We start from the raw sequence: 17,810 nt of genomic DNA, 5'->3' as shown, positions 1-17,810 counted from the left end.
ATGGCCATCGCCATGGACTTCGAGGACATGCTCCGCAAGATCAAGGATCGGCAGTGGGCGCTGGCCGATATCGACTGGGACGCGCCGGGCGCGGAGACCATCTCCCCCGAACTGCACGCCAAACTCGCGCCGTTCATGGCCGATCTCATGTGGATCGAGAATGTCGGCGCGCGGGGATTCGCGGCCATGGCGAAGAAGGCTCCGACCGAGACGCTGCGCGAGATCTACCGGTATTTCCACGCCGAGGAACAGAAGCACGCGAACGCCGAACTGGCGTTGATGCGGCGCTGGGGCATGCTCGACGGCGACGAGATCCCGCAGCCGAATATCAACGTGAAACTCGTCATCGACTTCCTGGACAAATACTCCGACGACATGTCGCTGTCGTTCCTCGGCACCGTGATCCCCATGCTCGAGGTGGCCTTGGACGGCGCGCTCGTGAAATTCATCATGGACGAGATCGAGGACCCGGTCTGCCAGGAGGTGTTCAAGCGCATCAACGCCGACGAATCCCGGCATCTGGCCGTGGATTTCGCGGTGATGGATGTGCTCGGTCACGCGGAGATGCGCAAATTGCTGATCGAACTGGTCGGCGGGTGGGTCAAGCCGACCTTCCTGATCGGCGTGCTCAGCTATGTGCCGCTGTTGAACAAGATGCGCGACAACATCGTGGCGATGGGCGTCGACGAGGAGAAGCTCTACAGCGCGCTGCGGCGTTACGGCAATGTCGGTGAGCGCAGCGAATTCGCCCGCAGGCTGCCCATGTACCAGATCGTGAAGACCCACGGCGGCTGGGTGATCGACCGAGGACACCCCTATCACCTGTTGGCCGACACGCTGGTGAAGATCACCGCGCGGATGCCGAAAGCGTTGCTGCGCAAGGACCCGACGTGGTCGAAGGCACTCACCTACGAGCCCGCGGCATGAGCGCGCCGGATCGGCCGCTCGACGTCGCGGTGATCGGCGCGGGCTTCGCGGGCATCGGCGCCGCCATTCGACTGAAGCAGCGCGGCATCGAGAATTTCCTGGTCTTCGAACGCGGTGACGCGTTGGGCGGCACCTGGCGCGACAACACCTATCCGGGCGCAGCCTGCGATATTCCCTCGCGCCTGTATTCCTACGGTTTCGCGCCGAATCCGGACTGGTCGCACACCTATTCCGACAGCGGCGAAATACTCGGCTACATCGAATCGATGGTCGAGCGCTTCGGGATCCGACCGCATATCCGCTTCCGCAGCACCGTCACCGGGATCGAATTCGACGAGACCGCCGGACTGTGGGACGTGCGAATCGCGGGAATCGCGGTGCGGGCACGCGCGGTGGTGCTCGCCTCGGGACCGCTGTCGGAGGCGAGCCTGCCGAAGATCCGCGGCATCGAGGACTACGCGGGACATGTGATCCACAGTGCCCGTTGGGATCACGACTACGACTTCACCGGCAAGCGGGTCGCGGTGGTCGGCACGGGTGCGAGCGCGGTGCAGATCATTCCGGAGCTGGTGGAGCGTGCGGCGTCGGTGAAGGTTTTCCAGCGCACACCGGGCTGGGTGCTGCCGCGCGTCAACCGCCGCACCGGCGCGCTCACCAGGCAGATCTACCGCCGGGTGCCTGCCACCCAGACCCTCGCGCGAACCCTGTGGTTCTACGGCCACGAGTCGGTGGCGCTCGGCGTGGTGTGGAATACGCCACTGACCAGGGTGGTCGAGTTGGTCGGCAAGGCGCAGTTGCGCAGGCAGGTGCGCGATCCGTGGTTGCGCCGCCAGCTCACCCCGGATTTCCGCGCCGGCTGCAAACGCCTGTTGATGACCGACGACTACTACCCGGCGTTGCAGAAGGACAACTGCACGCTGATCACCTGGCCGATCGCACGCCTCAGCGAACAGGGCATCCGCACCGCCGAAGGGATCGAGCACCGCGCCGACTGCATCGTGTTCGCCACCGGATTCGACGTCTCCAAGACCGGGACGCCGATTCCGGTGATCGGCCGCGACGGGCGGGTGCTCGCCGAGGAATGGTCGCGCGGCGCGTACGCGTACAAGAGCATCGCGGTGTCGGGCTATCCGAACCTGTTCCTCACCTTCGGCCCGAATTCCGGTCCCGGCCACAATTCGGCGCTGGTGTACATGGAGGCCCAGATCGAATACCTGGTCGACGCGATCGAGACGATCCTGGCCCGCGACCTGCGGGTGCTCGACGTGCGCCGCGACCGTCAGGACCGCCACAACGCCACCATCCAACGCAGGCTCGGCGCGACCACGTGGAATTCCGGCTGCCGCAGCTGGTACCTCACCGAGGACGGATTCAACGCCACCATGTTTCCGGGATTCGCGACCCAATACGTCGAACAACTGCGTACCTTCGACCTCGGGGACTACGAAACCGTGCCGTTCGACGCGAAAGTCGCTCTGGCGCGGTCCTGAACGACGAGCGCCCCCTGTCCTGCGACTACACTCGCCACGATCGAGTCGCCGGGCCGAGGGCGCCCCAGGGGTGAGGAGGTGAACGCGCAGGTGGAGTACCGGATCGATGATCTGGCTCGCGCCGCGGGCACCACCACGCGCAATGTGCGCGCCTATCAGGAACGCGGCCTGCTGCCGCCGCCGGTCGGCAAGGACGGGCGAGCCAGCATCTACGGCCGCGCCCACCTGGAACGTCTGCGCCTGATCGACGCGCTGCTGCAACGCGGATTCACCACCGCGCACATCGCCGACTTCATCACCAGCTGGGAAACCGGCAAGGACCTCACCGAGGTGCTCGGGCTGCAGGACGCCGTCACCGCGCCGTGGGCCGAGGAACAGACCTTCGAGGTGTCGCGCGAGTTGATCGGCACCGTCCTCGGTTCCGAGGACGACGCGCTGCTCGATCGCCTTGCCGAGATGAATCTGGTTCGCCTCGAAGGCGATACGGTCGTGTTCACCGACACCCCGCTGCTCGCCTCCTTCGCCGAACTGCACGAGTACGGCATGGAGTTGCCCACCCTCATCGAGATCTACGGTCAGGTCGCCGACCGCATGCACGATATCGCCGCGCTCATGATCGCGGCCGCGCGCGAACACATCGTCGACGCGCACGGTCCCGGCTGGCTGCCGGAGACGAGCGCCGAGATCGCCGACACCACGGCGATGCTGCACAAGATGCGCGAACTCGCCGTGACCTCGGTGCAGAGCACGCTGACGCGGTCGCTGGACGCCGCGTTGCGCCGCGAACTCGGTGATTACCTCGCCACCGCCGCCGAACGCGAACGCACCCGAGCGGACGCGCCGGAACGCACCGCCTGAATACGCGTCACGGCGTGAACGCGCCTCACCGCACCGCGTGCGGGGTGTTCAGGCGGCCGTCTTCCCGAATCCGGTGCGGCCGAGCAGTTCGTCGCGCCGGGCCAGGTGTTCGGGGCACAGGTACCGGATGCCGGGCCGGATGAAGGCCGGATCCAATCGCTGCGCGAACGTCAGGTTCTGCTCTCGCCAGCAGTCGCCGCACACCAACGTATTCATGGGGCACCTCATTCCGCTCGCATGACGCGTACCAATACTTTCCCAATTCCGCGCTCCCCCATCCACATAACGACTCAACCGTTATCTTTCTCGCGGCTCCCGAGTTTCCGGTCCGGCGTGTCGAGACCGTTCGGACACCGACTTCCGGCCCGCTTCCGCAGCCGGTTCGCGTATTCGTTTCGGGAATACGCAGCGCGATCGAGCTATTCGTTCGCAAGCTCGACTCGGCGACGCACCCCGCGTCGCATACCGACCGGTTACCAGCGAATACGACATGGATCCACCGGTATTGCACCGCATATACGGATTCGCGGCGCGTACTCCTACCCGTTCCCCGTCGCGCGGCTATTGTTCGGCACGGGTCGCCGCAGGCCCGTTCACGACCGCGTTCCGCGCGAGGGAGGCCCGCACCGTGCAGCCGATGAAACAGCCGCCGCTCCCGCTCGTCCGCACGGTCGAATTCCTGCGCGGCGCCCTGGCCGCGCTGCACCGCCGACTCGTGCCGGGACATATCGCGCTCATGGAGATGTTCACCGCGGGCTGGCTCGCCCAAGCCGTCGCCGCGGCCGCCGAGCTCGGCATCGCCGACGCGCTGGCCCGAGGGCCGCGCACCCTCGCCGAACTCGCCGTCGCGGTCGACGCCGACGAGGACGCGCTGCGTCGCCTGCTGTGCCTGCTCACCAGCCACGGCGTGTTCGCCGAGGACGCGAGGGGCCGCTACCGGTCGACCCCCGCCGCGCGGGCGCTGCGCACGGACTCCGAGGTCTCGCTGCGCGATGTCATCCTGTTCTTCGGCACCGACTTCCATCGCGGCCGCTGGACCCGGCTCGTGGACGCGGTCCGCACCGGCGCGCCGATCGGCGGCGCGTCCGCGTTCTTCGACCTCGTCGCCGAGGACCGCGCACTCGGCGCGAGTTTCGACCGCGCCATGACCAGCATCGGCGGACTGTCCACCGAAGCGCTGCTCGACGCCTACGATTTCGCTCGCTACGACACCATCGTCGACATCGGCGGCGGCGAAGGACGGTTCATCGCCGAGATCCTGCGCCGCGCACCCCGATCCCGAGGCATCCTGTTCGACATGCCCGAAGTGGTCGCGGGGGCACCCGAACGACTCGCCGAACTGGGCGTAGCCGACCGCTGTTCCATCGAGAGCGGCTCCTTCTTCGACGCCGTACCCACCGGCGGTGACCTCTACGTGCTCAAACACATCGTGCACGACTGGGATAGCGAACGCATCGCGACGATCCTGCGCGTCCTGCGCACGGCCATGCCGCCCACCGCCCGGCTGCTGCTCGTCGAACTGGTCCTGCCCCACCACAATCGACCGCACCCCGGCAAATACATCGATCTCGAGATGCTGATCAACACCGGAGGCCGGGAACGCGACGCCACCGAATACCGAGACCTGCTCGCCCGCTCCGGTTTCACCCTGCTGCGCCACATCGCCACGGTGGCACCGGACCAGCTACTGGAAGCCGCCCCGAACTGAGTCCGCACGGCGCCCTCGATCACCGCTTCGGTCAGGTGACGTCCAGGGCGCGCCTGCATCGGAGGATGGCGGCGGCGGCGATCTCGATGTCGGTGACGGTGGTGGCGGCGTCGCAGACGCTGACGCGCATGGCGCGATGGCCGTGCCACTCGGTTCCCGCGACCCAGCAGGTGCGATCGGCCTGGACGGCGGCGATGACGGCGTCGGTGGTCTCGTCGTCGTCGAACCGGACGAGGACCTGATTCAGGACGGTCGGAACGAGCACCCGCGCTCCCCCGGCGGCGAGCAGTGCGGCCATGCGCGTGGCGTGCGCGCACAGCGAGTCGACCAGGTCGGCGACCCCGCGGCGTCCGCGACCGGCCAGGATCGCCCAGACCTCGGCCCCGCGGGCCCGCTGCGACATCTGCAGGCCGAGATGAGCGGGTGCGCGTTCGGCGTCGGTGGACAGATACGCGGCGTGCGAGGCCACGGCGCGGCGCAGGTCCTCGGGGTCGCGGCAGATCGCGATCCCGGAATCGTAAGGGGCGTTGAGCCACTTGTGGGCGTCGGTGGCCCACGAGTCGGCCGACTCGACGCCCGCGACGAGATGCCGTTGTGTCTCGGAGGCGGCGGCCCACAGGCCGAACGCGCCGTCGACGTGTACCCAGCCACCCCGATCGCGCACAACGGGAATCAGCTGATCGAAAGGGTCGCTGTGACCGGTGTCGACATTGCCTGCTTGCAGCAGCACCACGGTGCGGTCGTCGACGGCGGGGAACCGGTCGACGAGGACCCGGCCGCGGTCATCGGTGGGCGCGCGCTCGATCTGGTCGGCGCCGAACCCGGCGGCACGCAACGCCTTGACCACCGAGGCGTGGATCTCCGCGGAGGCGACCACCCGCAGCGCGGGAGCCCCGGCCAGGCCGCGCCGCTCGACGCTCCATCCGGCGCGGTGCAACAGTGCGTCGCGGGCGGCCAGTATGCCGGTCAGATTGGCGATCGTCGCACCCGAACAGAACGCGGCGACGGCCGTGTCCGGCAACCCGAGCAGTTGGCAGGACCAGCGTGCGGCCAGTTCGTCCAGATGCGCCGCGACCGGCGACATCACCGGCAACGCGACATTCTGATCCCACGCGCCGACCAGCACCGCCGCGGCAGCCGCGACGGGGTCGGTACCGCCGTTGACGTAACCGAAGTAGCGGCCCGCGGTGGAGACCACCGTGGCCGGTGAACCGACCTCGTCCAGCATCGCCAAGACCTCGTGCGCGGGTACCGGCTCCCGCGCCAAGTCACGCGGGAACCTCGCCAGATCCGATACCGCTTGCCGGGTCGGGAACACACCGCGATCACGACAGCCGTCGATATAGGTCGCGGCTCGCCGCGCGGCATCGAGCACGAGGCGGGACTTCGCTGACTGAGGATCGCCGCCCCGCTGGTCGGTGCTCGGCGCTGGAGAAGACATGCCAACCAGTCTCGGCAGCCGACTCTCACGATCAAAGAGCCACTCGATATCCGCCGGCCTGCAACGCCGAGGTCAGCCGGTGAGCACCAGGGCTTGGGCGATCAGGGTGAGGTAGAGGGTCAGGATGAACAGCACGGCGGGGACGACCGGGTAGTCGGTGTCGGTGGATCGGCGGAAGGTGAGAGCGCAGGTCGCGGGGATCAGCAGCAGTGCCAGTGGTAGCCAGGCGATGAGGTTTCGGGGCGCGGGTTCTTGCCACGGGCGGATCAGGGCCGAGTCTGTGATGACGGCGACGGCCGCGCATACGAGTGCGGCGGCGGTACTCCCGTTCGCGCCAAGGCGGTTCGAGTAGTACATCTCGCCCGGTCGGTCTTCGCGCGAGGTCTTGCGGGCGAATTCGAACTGGAGGAATGAGCCCGCGAAGATCAGGGCGACCACGGCGGCCACCGGGCGGGCGGCGACCTCGCCCGTGTCGATGGCCGACAGCACGATATACGCCGTGACCAGCAGTTGGACCGGGTAGGTGACGGCCAGGTTCAGCAGGATGTCGGTGCGTACCGGCGCCGAAACGCGTTCCAGTGCCCACAGCAGCAGGCCGTAGCCGAGCACCGCGGCGATCGCCACCGCCGACACGGCAGAGAGCGTGCTGCTCGCCGCCACCGACACCACCGCGATCACGGCCATCGCGGCGCGCAGTTCGGTGGCGCTGACCGCACCGGTGACCAGCGGGCGGTCCGGGTTGTGCACGCGGTCGTAGTCGAGGTCCTTCTGCTCGTCCACCATGCGCAGATACAACAGCACGATCGCGACGACGGCGATGCGCATGGCGGTCGCGCCGGACGGCCGCCACGCGGTGTCCGGGGCGGTCACCAGGGCCGCGGTGGCCTCCAATGCCAGCACCCACAGGATTCCGTAGAGCAGGTAGTGCGGTTTGTACATGACCGCGGTGAAGCGCAGGACACGTCGGATCGAGTGCAGTGGACCGGTTTTCGCCGCGGGCGCGGTCACCGGATCCACCCGTCCCAACCGGTCAGGTCGGCGGCGGGTGTCCGGGCGGGCGCGGGCGGCATCGGGCCGGGAGTGAGATGCGCCACCGGGAGCATGGCGACCTGGGTGACCTCGTCGAACGGGATGCCGAGCAGGTCGGCGACCTCGCGCTCGTAGGCGAGATGAGCGGTGGTCATGGTCGAGCCGAGTCCTCGGGTCCGCAACGCCAACATCAGATTCCACACCGCCGGGTAGATCGAGCCGTAGAAGCTCGCGAGCCGCAGTGCTGATGGCTGGTCGGGCGGGCGACCAACCGAGCAGACCAGGATCAGCGCGGGCACCTCGTGCAGGCGCTCGGCGAGATACCGCCCCGAGGCCAGGTCGGCGCGCTGATCAGGACGCGGGGTCCGCGCCGCCAGATACGCCGCGAAACCCTTGCGGTAGTACTCCGCGATCCGCTCTTTGAGTTCGGGATCGATCACGACGACGAACCGCCACGGCTGCCGATTGGTGCCGCTGGGAGCGTGCACCGCGATCTCGAGGCAGTCCGACAGATCCTGCCGGTCCACCGGACGGGTCAGGTCGAGGCGACGCCGGAACGCGCGCGTGGTTGTGAGCAGGTCGGCGTCGGTCATCCAGCCGCTCCGGTGGCTGCGGCGGCGTCGGGCTCGGCGAATTCCAAGTCGATGCGGGCCGCTACCGCGTCCGCTTGGTGGATTTCGCAGCGGACCACCTTGGCGCCGAGGCCGGAATCGGTGATCTCGGCGCGGCATTCGGCGGGCAGATCCAGTTCGACGAAGGCGTCGAAAGTGCTTGCCACGCAGACCAGTCGGGTGGCGACGCCGACGGTCGCGAGTGCGGTCTGCCGCGCGGCCTCGATGAGCAGGCTGCCGGGGACGTGGTCGAGGCGGTGGTCGAACAGGGACGGATGCGACAGGTCGGCGACGACCGCGGCGCGGGTGCCCGCGCCGTCGGACATCGGCGGGCCGATCACGACATTGCGCGGGCTCTCGCGGCCGACTTCGACCGCCGCCGCGCGCGGGCCTGGCGCGGATTCCGCGATGTGGTCGCCGAGCCCGAGGCCGTCGCGGAATCCGGTGCGCAGCGCCGACCATTGCGCGGAGGTCATCCAGGAGAAGGAGCCGTCGACGGTGAGCATGTGGTGCTCGCCCCGGGAGATGTCGAGCACCATGTCCAGTCCGTGCAGTCGGTCGCCGCGGCGGTGTTTGCGCGGGACGGTGACCTTCATCACCAGGTCGGCGGGTAGGTCGCCGACCGTCCACGCGGCGGTTTCGGAGCCGGTGCCGTTGAAGGTGCGCACGATGAAAGCCGATTCGACGGGCACACCGTAGAACTCGTGGGTGAGGGCGATGGCGGCCTGGCGGGCGGCCTCCATCACCAGCAGCGGGTCGTATCGCGCGCCGAGCGGTCCCGCGTGGTCGCCGTAGTAGGCGTGCATCCTCGGCAGTTGCGCGCCGACGAGGAATTCGTCGGCGCCGACGGCGCCCAGCGAGGTGACGAACACCTCCGCGACCGAGCACCGGTGCGCGAGCTCGCGCGCGATTGTGCTCGCGTATGTTGCCGTCACGGCAGCGGTAGATGTCACGGCCGACCCTCCAACCAGTCGTTCACGGTGACGGGGCGCAGGGTTTGCGACTGCGTTCCGGTCCGCATCGGAAGTACATGGGACCCGAGCACGATCGCCGACCACGGGTCGATATCGATGTCTCGCGCCCAAGCGTCGTAGAGCAACCGCGCGCAGTCGTCGTCCGACCACGTACCGCCCGCGGCGCCGGTGTCGGACCGCAGCCGCGCCAACGCGTCCGCACGGTCGAAACCACGTTCCGGCGTACTCGCGTACAGGTCCTTCGCCAGTCGCGCGGCGTGCGCCACCGCGTCGGAACCGTGGTCGGCGGCCAGGATGCCGGTCCTGGTCCGCTCGTCGAAGTAGATGGCGAATTCGCGCAGCACGTCGGCGGGATCGTCGGGTGAGTGCACCAGATTCAGCAGGTAGCTGTGTCGGCCGAGCACGTACCGCAGGTGTTCGGGGCGGCGCTTGCGCGGATCGGTGGGGCCCTTGGCCTCGGTGAGCCGCACCGAGACCGGGATCCGGCCGTCCTCGCCGCGCACCAAAAGCACGAGCGCGTCGGAGATGCCGACCAGCAGATCGGCCAGGCGGCGGCGTTCGGGTGAGGCGATATTCCACGCGAAATACCACAACGCCCGGGCCAGATGCCGGTCGACGGGCACGCGGTACGCGCCGACGACGGGGAACCCATTGGCGCCGAGCCATTCCAGCGTCGGTTCGACCGCTCTGGCGACGATCGCGTCGGGTTTGAGCAGCAGCATCGCATGCCGTCGGGCGAATTCGGTTGCGTCGACGCCTGATTCGCGCAACTGGTCGACGGTTTCCAGCACGTAGGTATCGGTCCGGTACGCCTCGACCTTCGCGGGGGTCGGGGTCAGGCCGGTCAGCAGGGCGGATAGGTCGTCGGTCACGGGTGACCGCCGAGATCGCCTGCCGCGAGCACGTCCTCGATCGAGGGCAGCGGCAGGCCGAGGTAGCCCGACTCCAGGCAGTGGTCGAGCAGCAGGCGCAGGTAGTCCTTGCCGGTGGCGGGCGGCGGGGCGTCGAGCAGAGCGGTCGCCTGCGCGGTGTCGAAGGTCAGGCGGCGCTGGAAATAGCTGGTGTAGAGCGATCCGATGCGGCGATAGTACTCGGCTTCGATCGGCTCCAGATCGGCCTCGTCGAAACCCGCCGCGGGGACGAAGGTCGCGATGCGGAAGGACGGGTATTCGGCGAGCACGTCGGAGACCTCCCGCAGCGACAGGGTGTCGCGGCCGACCGCGTGCAGGGTGCGCCCGCGCGCGGCGGCGGGGTCGAGGACCGCGGCGGTGATCACATCGGCGACGTGATCCACCGGCGCCAACGACAGGGTCGCGTCGTAGCGGCCGGGCAGGGTCCGCAATTTGCCCTCGACCATGAGTTTCACGACGGTGTACAGGTTCTTGTACTCGCGGATCGTTCCGGTGCGCACGTCGCCGGTCACGATGCCGGGGCGCACGATCGTCCAGTCGAGGCCGCGCTCGCCCGCCGCGCGCACCAGCCCCTCGGCGCGAAACTTACTGTGCTCGTACTCGTTTCCGAACGACTGGCCTGCGTCCGCATCGTCCTCGGCGATGACGCCGCCGCGCATGCCGCAGACGTAGGCGGTACTCACGTGCACCAGCGGAACCCGCAACGCCAGCGCGAGTTCGATCGCGTTCGCCGCGCCGCCCACGTTCAGTTCCTCGTAGGCGCTCGGTGTCGCGTCGAAAGCGGTGGTCGCCGCGCAGTGCACGAGGACGCCGACCCGGCCCGCCAAATCCTCGGCATCACTCGCCGACAGGCCGAAACCGGGCAGGCGGATGTCACCGGTGACCGCCGTACCCGCATCGAGCACCGTTCCGTCGTTCCTGACGATGTCCGCGGTGCTGTGCAGGACCGCCGCCACCGGTCGGCCCGCCGCGAGCAGCCGGGCGACGACCTCGGCGCCGACGAGTCCGCTCGCACCGGTCACCAGGACCGTGTCCCGCGCGTTCACGAGCGCGCCCGCTCGGACAGGCTGCCCTCGACCAAGGCGATCACCTCGCCGACCCGCCGCACCCCGATCAACTGCTCCGGGCGGTACCGAGGCAGTCCGAAAGCGCGTTCCAGCGCGACCGTGAGCTCCATCAGGCGCAGCGATTCGAACTCCAGGTCCTCGATCAGGCGGTCGGTGTCGGCGAGAGTGGTCGGCGTCCGCGGAGCCATAGCGGTCACGAGACGACGCACCTTCGCGGCGATCACGTCCTCGGCGGCCACGTTCTCGGCACTCACAGTGCCTCCCCTTCGCGCAGATGCGGTTGCTGTCCTCCGGAGGCGAGCAGGTCGCGGGCTTCGTCCAGTGGCAGTTCGGAATTCAGGTAGCCGGCCAAACGCAGCCAGTCGTAGCCGATGGCCAGGGTGCGCCGCCACTGCTCGCGGGAGTCGAAGGAAGCCGGAAAACCCTGTGTGACATCGGATCCCGAGGCCAGGCGGCGTACGGCGGCGACGAGGTCGTCCAAGGTGGCGAGGCCCGCGGAGGTGTCGCCGCCGTCGGCGAGCAGCGTCGAGAAACGCACGCGACGGGCCGCCTCGAAGCCGGGTAGCACTCGCTCGTGGCAGGACGCGGGCAGCAACCGGGTGATGGTGTCGGTGGCGGCGACATCGGCGGGCAGCGGGTGCACGCCGAACGCCGACAACAGGACACGCACGGCCATGGCGAGCAATCGGTGCGCGGCGATATCGGCCACCGCGCCCTGACCGTCCTTGACCGCGCCCGCCAGATCCTCCCTGGCGTTCTCGAGCACGATATTCGACCACACCAGCGCCATCCCGCACTCGGTGAAACGGTCGGCGGGCAGCGAGGTGAGCGTCACGTCGCGCTCCTCGCGCGCCGCGCCGGTGAGTCCGAGCACCGGGGCGAGCGCGGCGGGCACGGGGGTGTACGGCCGCACCGGTTTGCACATGGCAAGCGCCGGGTCGATCACCGCACCGCCGCGCCTGCGCAGGCCGACGAATCCGAGCCGCACGAATTCGGCCAGATACCCGCCGATCCCGCGCTGCCGAGCGGTCACGTCGCGCACCGAATGCCGGAACACCACCGAACGCCACGCCGCGGCGGCGTCCTCGGACAGCGCGAAGACGTCGCGGTCCGCGCGCAGAACATGCACGCGTCCGCCGATGGACCAGGTGGTGACCTTGTCCCGCCGATCGAACAGCACCCGATGCGGATCGTCCTCGACGTCGATACCGAGTTCGGCGATCAATTCCCACAACTGATTCCAGACCGTCCGTGCGGCGAGCGCGCGAGCCTGGTCCCCGCCCAGTATCCCCGTGCCAGGCGGGGTGGAATCGCGCCCTGATCCGGCAGCGGCAAACGCGGTATCGGAACCATGCGTCGGCACGGTGCCGGACATCGAACCGGTCTCACCCACAACCGCATTGCCGACATCGGCCGAAGCTCTGGCGGCGAGACCGCTCGCGGCCGCAGTGTCGGGACCGCTCGCGGCCGCGGTGTCGGGACCGCTCGCGGCCGCGGTGTCGGCATCGCGTACGGGAGCGACAGGCACGGTGGCGAGCACGACGTCCCAGGTCGCGGGGTCTGCCAGGTCGCGGTAGCGGGGGACGATCGGGTTCGGGGCGGGGCGATCGAGTTGGCTCGGCAGCCATTTGGTTTCGAGGTAGGTTTCGCCCTGGCGGGCGGCCCAGGCTTTCACGGCTTGGGTGAGTCCGTCGCGCGCCCATTCGGCGGCCTCGGCGGTGGCGTCGAATGCCTTCAGCGCCACGGCGTATGTCAGAGCATGGGTGGCGCGTTCGGTCCACCAGTTCGCGATCAGTTCGGCGAAGTCCTCGTGCGGGAGGAGTGCGCGCAGGGATTCGACGTCCACCGTGCCGGGCCGCAGGACGGTCGCCCGCAGGAAGCGTTGACAGCGGTTGAGGAGGTCCTCGTCGGGGGCGGTCGCGACCTGTTCCAGTTGGCGCCGCAGTTGCGCCACCGAGCGGGTGCGCACCTCGACCCTGCGGCCGTCGACGAACAGCACCGTCGGCAGGGTCGGCAGATCGTCCGCGCCGGGCGCGACCGCGAGGAAGTCGATGTCGGAGCCCTCGTTGCCGAAGCCCTCGGCCAGTGAGCCTTCGAACAGCAGCGCCGAGTCGGCGGGGACGGTGACGGCCGCCATGGCTTTGTCCAGCAGGTCGCGCACGCGTTCCGGCGGGAGTCCGCTCGGGGTGTCGCCGTCGGCGCGGTGGGTGAGCGCGCCTTCGAGCGCGCCGTCGCGCAACAGCTGCCACATGTGCCGCCTGCGCGGTTTACCGCTGGAGGTGCGCCGGATGACGCCGCGCGGGCCGGTGACGATCTGCACCGTCTGCGCGGGGCCGAGTTCGCCGCGGATCACTTTGCGGGCCTGCGCGATCCATTCGCCGGGCGGCGCCTCGGCGAACAGCGCGACCCCGCCCGCGCCCGCCTCGGTGATCGCGACGGCGGCGAGTTTGCCCTTGGTCAGCCCGGTTTCCTGCGCCACACGGGATTCGATGTCCTCCATGAAGACCGAACGCCCGCGCACCTTCAGACTCGAACCCATCCGGCCGAGCACGAAGACCTCACCGCGATGAAGGAACCCGGCGTCACCGCTGTACAGCAGCCCGTCCACGATGCGGGTGGAAGAGCCTGCGTCACCGACGCCACCGGAAACACCGGGATCGACGGGAGCACGCGAATCACCTGCCGTGTCAGTGTCACTCGCGATACCGGAGGCACCCGACGCGGCGAGCTCGGGCGCGATGCCGAAATCAGCCGCCGCACCGGAGTCGCCCGCAGTGTCGGAACCACCCGTCGAACCCGCGGCGGCATAGCCCATCGCCACCGAATCACCGACGACGACGAGTTCGCCCAGGGTTCCGTCGGGCAGTTCCACACCGTCCTCGTCGACCACGCGGACCGTCGATTCGGGCGTCGAGAATCCGAGGCCGGTGATCCAGCCCGCACCCTCCACCCGGTGATCGTCATCGAGGATCGCTTCGGCGAGCACCGGAACCGGTTGCCCGAAGCGCAGATTCGGGTTGTCGATGCGCAGGGCGGTAACGGGGCGACCGAGTTCCGACGAAGTGACCATGAGCGTGGCCTCGGCCAGACCGTAGGCGAGGGTGTAGGCCGAGCGCGAGAAGCCGAGCGGCGCGGTGAGTTCGGCGAAGGACTGCAGGTCGGCGACCTCGACCGGTTCGGAGCCGACGGCGAGGGCGCGCCAGCCGGACAGGTCGAGGTCGGCGATGTCCTCGGGGCGCACCCGGTGCGCCACGTAGCCGAGCGCGAACGACGGCGAGGGCGAATGCTGGGCGTGCGACATGGCGCGCAGCCAGCGCGCCGGATCGCGCACGAACTGATCGGGGCGCATGAGGTACAGATCGCCCTGATTGGTGACGGTGGTCAGGAACGCGCCGACCAGGCCCATGTCGTGATAGAGCGGCAGCCAGGAGACCAGCGCCTCACCGTCGCGCCAGTCGATGAGCGCGGAGATCATCGCGATATTGTTGGCCAGATTCCGCCAACTCACCCGCACTCCGCGCGGTGTGCCGGTCGATCCCGACGTGAACTGCAACAGCGCGCACTCGTCCGGCGCGCCGAATTCGCGGGTCGCGGGCGCGGGCGGCAGGGTGCGCGCGTCGATCACCAGCGGTTCGTCGGTGCGGCCCGCACGCACGACGGCGTCGCGCACGAAGGACTCGAATTCCGGCGAGGTCACCACCAGGCGCGGATTCGCCTGTTCGACGATGCCCGCGATATGGGCCACGATCTGCGCGAGGTCGCCGAACATCGGCGGCGCGACGGGGGTGAACACGCCGCCGCAGGCCCACACCGCGTAGAACGCCGCCACGCACGGGAAACCGGTGGGCATGATCACGCACGCGCCGTCGCCGCTGTCGAGTCCGGCGGCGCGCATCACCTCGGCTATCGCCCAGGTCTGGTCGGCGATCTCGCGGTACTCGCGGAATTCCCAGCCGTCGTGCTCGTCGGCCAGGTGGACGCCGACGCCATGCGCCGGGTTCAGCAACCAATCGCGCACTGCCGCAACGTCTTTTGCGGCGAATATTCGGTCAGAATTCATCGTCCCGCCCTTCTTCGGACAGCACAGTAACGGTTCCGGCGGTCCCGTCCACCCGAATTCGCATACCGGTCCGTACTTTCTTCGTGACGTCCTTGATCTGCACCACCGTCGGCACCCCGAGTTCGCGCGCCACGATCGCCACGTGGGTCAGCGGGCTGCCGCGCTCGATGACCAAGGCCGACGCCGACGGCAGCGCGGCCACCCAGCCCGGGTCCGTGCGATAGGCGACGAGCACGCCGCCCGCCACATCGCGCGGTTCGGCAACCACCACCGCCGCGCCCTCGACCACCCCGGCGGCCGACGGCGTGCCCGCCAGCACGGTGCCCGCGGTCGCGGCAGGCGTGTCGGTGACCGGCACCCAGCCCTGCGCGGCCAGCGCGGCGGAGGCGAAGTCGGCGCCGTAGGTGATGAAGCGCGCGGGCGCGACCAGATCGGCGTCCTCGGATCGGCGCCCCTTACGGGCGGTGACCAGCGCACGCAGACCCGAGGTGTCCGCGCCCTCGTAGCAGCCGCGCAATTCGTGGACGGTGAGGGAGAACACGTCATCGAATTCGGCGAGCACCTCGCGCGCCACCAGATCGCGCGCCATTGCCCGGATCATCCGCTTCACCATCCCGAACGCTCTGGTCCGGCAGAACCGCAGCCGCTCCCGGTGCGCCGCGCAGCGCGAGACTTTGCCCCGCAACCGCTCGTAGATCCGGCGGCGCACCCCGCTCAGATGCTCATCGAGATACGCCTGCGCGTCGGCGCCGCCGTGCGCGGGCGCGGTGTCGGCGACCCGCCCGAGCGCGCTGCGCAGCATGACGAACAGGCTCGCCGGATCCTCGCGCAGATCGGGGGTCTCCAGTTTCAGCTCGTCCAAGCTCCGATAACCGTACTTGACGAGATAGTCGTCCACCGCGGCGAGGAATTCGGTACGGCCGGACTCCCGCAGCGCCGCGAGCACGCGTTCGGGCGCGGTGCTGTTGACCAGCGCGGTCAGCTCGGGATCGGCGTGCACCAGGCGGGCCAGTTCGGTCATCGCGCGCGCCGGTTCCGCGGACTCCACATCAGCGCCCGGCCCGACCACCGCGTACAGGAACCATTCGGGCGCCTTCGGCAGGAACAACTTGGTCAGCAGGTACATCAGGCCGGTGCAGGTCAGCAGGATGGCGTCGAGCACCATCAGCGGACCCCAGCGCCGCACCAGATCCCGGTCGACCGTGCGGTAGGCGGCATACGCCTGTTCCCCGGTCAGCGAGTCGTAGTCGAGCGCGTCGTACTCGTCGTAGACACGGTAGAACTCGGCGGCGAACTCCTCGACCATGGCGTCGATGCCGAACAGGCGACGCGCGTAGGTCACGGTGGTGACCGCGCGCGAACGCAACCGCGTCACCGGATCGGGAAAGGTGAACGGGCGCAGCGTCTTCGCCAGGTCGTCGGCCAGCGGCTCGGCCACGCCGAGCGCGGCCTCGAGCACCTTGCGGTTGAGCGGGTAGCCGGGCGCGATGCCGACCATCCGATACCAGTGCAGCAGGTTGTAGTACACGCGACCGTGGAAGTACCCGAGCAGTACCGGCGTCCACGCCTCGGTCTGGCGCACCTGCTCCGGCGGCACCCGCAGCGACCGCGCGTACCCGTGGTAGACGCGGCCGTAGATGTCGGCGGCCGTGGTGTAGGTCAGCGGAGAGGTGATGCCGCTGAAGCTCTCGATGATGTTCGAGTTGTCCCAGACGCGCAGCTCACCGTCCGGGACGGACTCCCCCGCGCCGCGCAGGTCGGCCTCGGGCGTCGGGTCCGGTGCGCAGGCCGCGACGGTGGTGACGGGCCTGCTCTGCAACAGCCAGAACCCGGTGTCGTCCACCGCCCACTCGATGTCCTGTGGCGCGCCGCGCTCGATCTCGACCTTACGGGCCAAGTCGGTGAGTTCCGCGATCTCCTCGGAGGTCAGCACCGCGCGCGCCCGCGCCTGCTCGTCGACCGCGCGGACCTCGCAGCCCTGCTGCCCGGACGGCGCGTAACTGCGGTCCTTGTCGCCGACGACGGTCTCCAGTATCGCGCCGGTCGCCGCGTCCACGACGGTCGAATCGGCGTCGACCGCGCCCGAGACCAGTCCCTCGCCGAGCCCGTACACGGCGCTGATCACGAACTCGCCGCGCCGCCCGGTGACCGGATTCGCCGTGAACACCACCCCGGCGGCGCGCGCGTCGACCAGGCGTTGCAGTACGACGGCGGGGGCGACGGCGCGCGGCAGGTCACGCGCGAAGGCGTAGCCGACGGCGCGGTCGGAGAACGCCGAGGCCCAGCAGTCGCGAATCCGGTCGGGGATCGCGGCGGCGGGCACGTTCAGGAAGGTGTCGAACTGGCCTGCGTAGGAATGATCGGCGCCGTCCTCGCCGCCCACCGACGACCGCACCGCGACCGCGACGTCACCGAGTTCGGCGCGGGCCCGCTCGACCACCTCGCGCACCGCGTCGGGCAGCGCGGCCGCCGCGATCCGCTCGCGCAACGCGGCCGCGGCCACGAGCGCGGCCGCCGGATCGGTGACGGCACGGAATTCGGCGATGGATTCGGCGAGTGCGTTGTCGTCGGCGAAACGGTCGAAGACCTCGACCCCGAGCGCCACCCACTCCGGAACCCGGAACCCGCCTCCGCGCAGCGCGTACAACCCGCGGGCCTTACCGCCCGCCGATGCGTCGATCTCCGCCTGGTCGGACCACGGACCAAGTACCTGCACGCCATCTCCCATCCACCC

The 17,810-nt window shown here is 69.3% G+C and carries 14 protein-coding genes; 4 read left to right on the top strand and 10 right to left on the bottom strand.

The window, feature by feature from the left end:
* From IT779_RS12810 to IT779_RS12800, 3 genes are all read left to right on the top strand, one after another.
* Positions 1–927: a ferritin-like domain-containing protein gene (locus IT779_RS12810; RefSeq protein ID WP_198428426.1), complete on the top strand. Its 927-nt coding sequence runs from the start codon at positions 1–3 to the stop codon at positions 925–927.
* Complete coding sequence (locus IT779_RS12805) at positions 924–2,417, top strand: flavin-containing monooxygenase (protein WP_196149475.1); 1,494 nt, start codon at positions 924–926, stop codon at positions 2,415–2,417. Before IT779_RS12810 ends, IT779_RS12805 begins: the two co-directional genes overlap by 4 nt.
* 78 nt (positions 2,418–2,495) lie before the next feature.
* A complete protein-coding gene (locus tag IT779_RS12800) occupies positions 2,496–3,275 on the top strand; it encodes a MerR family transcriptional regulator (protein WP_332838776.1) in 780 nt (259 codons plus the stop codon).
* Between the two features lie 48 nt (positions 3,276–3,323).
* Here the strand turns inward: IT779_RS12800 and IT779_RS12795 are convergent, their stop codons facing one another.
* On the bottom strand, positions 3,324–3,491 hold the full coding sequence (locus IT779_RS12795; protein WP_196149474.1) for a hypothetical protein: 168 nt from the start codon (positions 3,489–3,491) through the stop codon (positions 3,324–3,326).
* A 421-nt stretch (positions 3,492–3,912) separates the two neighbouring features.
* Here IT779_RS12795 and IT779_RS12790 point away from each other — a divergent pair, with 421 nt between their 5' ends.
* A complete protein-coding gene (locus IT779_RS12790; RefSeq protein WP_196149473.1) occupies positions 3,913–4,983 on the top strand; it encodes a methyltransferase in 1,071 nt (356 codons plus the stop codon).
* A gap of 31 nt (positions 4,984–5,014) precedes the next feature.
* Here the strand turns inward: IT779_RS12790 and IT779_RS12785 are convergent, their stop codons facing one another.
* The 9 genes from IT779_RS12785 to IT779_RS12740 form a co-directional block, all read right to left on the bottom strand.
* Positions 5,015–6,424 (bottom strand): pyridoxal phosphate-dependent decarboxylase family protein, encoded by a 1,410-nt coding sequence (locus tag IT779_RS12785; protein WP_196149472.1) that lies wholly within the window; start codon positions 6,422–6,424, stop codon positions 5,015–5,017.
* 72 nt (positions 6,425–6,496) lie between these two features.
* On the bottom strand, positions 6,497–7,432 hold the full coding sequence (locus tag IT779_RS12780) for a hypothetical protein (protein ID WP_196149471.1): 936 nt from the start codon (positions 7,430–7,432) through the stop codon (positions 6,497–6,499).
* The gene (locus IT779_RS12775) at positions 7,429–8,046 is read right to left on the bottom strand and encodes a nitroreductase family protein (protein WP_196149470.1); all 618 of its coding nucleotides are present in this window, start codon (positions 8,044–8,046) and stop codon (positions 7,429–7,431) included. Before IT779_RS12775 ends, IT779_RS12780 begins: the two co-directional genes overlap by 4 nt.
* Positions 8,043–9,017, bottom strand: a complete 975-nt coding sequence (locus tag IT779_RS12770) for a ScbA/BarX family gamma-butyrolactone biosynthesis protein (RefSeq protein ID WP_196149469.1) — start codon at positions 9,015–9,017, stop codon at positions 8,043–8,045. Before IT779_RS12770 ends, IT779_RS12775 begins: the two co-directional genes overlap by 4 nt.
* Entirely contained in the window at positions 9,014–9,910 is an 897-nt protein-coding gene (locus IT779_RS12765) for a nucleoside-diphosphate kinase (RefSeq protein ID WP_196149468.1), read from the bottom strand. Before IT779_RS12765 ends, IT779_RS12770 begins: the two co-directional genes overlap by 4 nt.
* Positions 9,907–10,995 (bottom strand): SDR family oxidoreductase, encoded by a 1,089-nt coding sequence (locus tag IT779_RS12760; protein ID WP_196149467.1) that lies wholly within the window; start codon positions 10,993–10,995, stop codon positions 9,907–9,909. The genes IT779_RS12765 and IT779_RS12760 overlap by 4 nt, the downstream gene beginning before the upstream one ends.
* Positions 10,992–11,270 (bottom strand): acyl carrier protein, encoded by a 279-nt coding sequence (locus IT779_RS12755; protein WP_332838775.1) that lies wholly within the window; start codon positions 11,268–11,270, stop codon positions 10,992–10,994. Before IT779_RS12755 ends, IT779_RS12760 begins: the two co-directional genes overlap by 4 nt.
* Entirely contained in the window at positions 11,267–15,076 is a 3,810-nt protein-coding gene (locus IT779_RS37710; protein ID WP_232541670.1) for an AMP-binding protein, read from the bottom strand. Before IT779_RS37710 ends, IT779_RS12755 begins: the two co-directional genes overlap by 4 nt.
* Complete coding sequence (locus IT779_RS12740; RefSeq protein WP_332838774.1) at positions 15,066–17,792, bottom strand: phosphoenolpyruvate synthase; 2,727 nt, start codon at positions 17,790–17,792, stop codon at positions 15,066–15,068. Before IT779_RS12740 ends, IT779_RS37710 begins: the two co-directional genes overlap by 11 nt.
* Between the last annotated feature and the right edge of the window lie 18 nt (positions 17,793–17,810).

Origin of the sequence: Nocardia bovistercoris (assembly GCF_015674855.1) — a bacterium.
GTDB classification, from domain to species: Bacteria; Actinomycetota; Actinomycetes; order Mycobacteriales; family Mycobacteriaceae; genus Nocardia; species Nocardia bovistercoris.
Note: the sequence above shows the minus strand (reverse complement) of the source record. Positions and strands in the feature narration are given on the sequence as shown.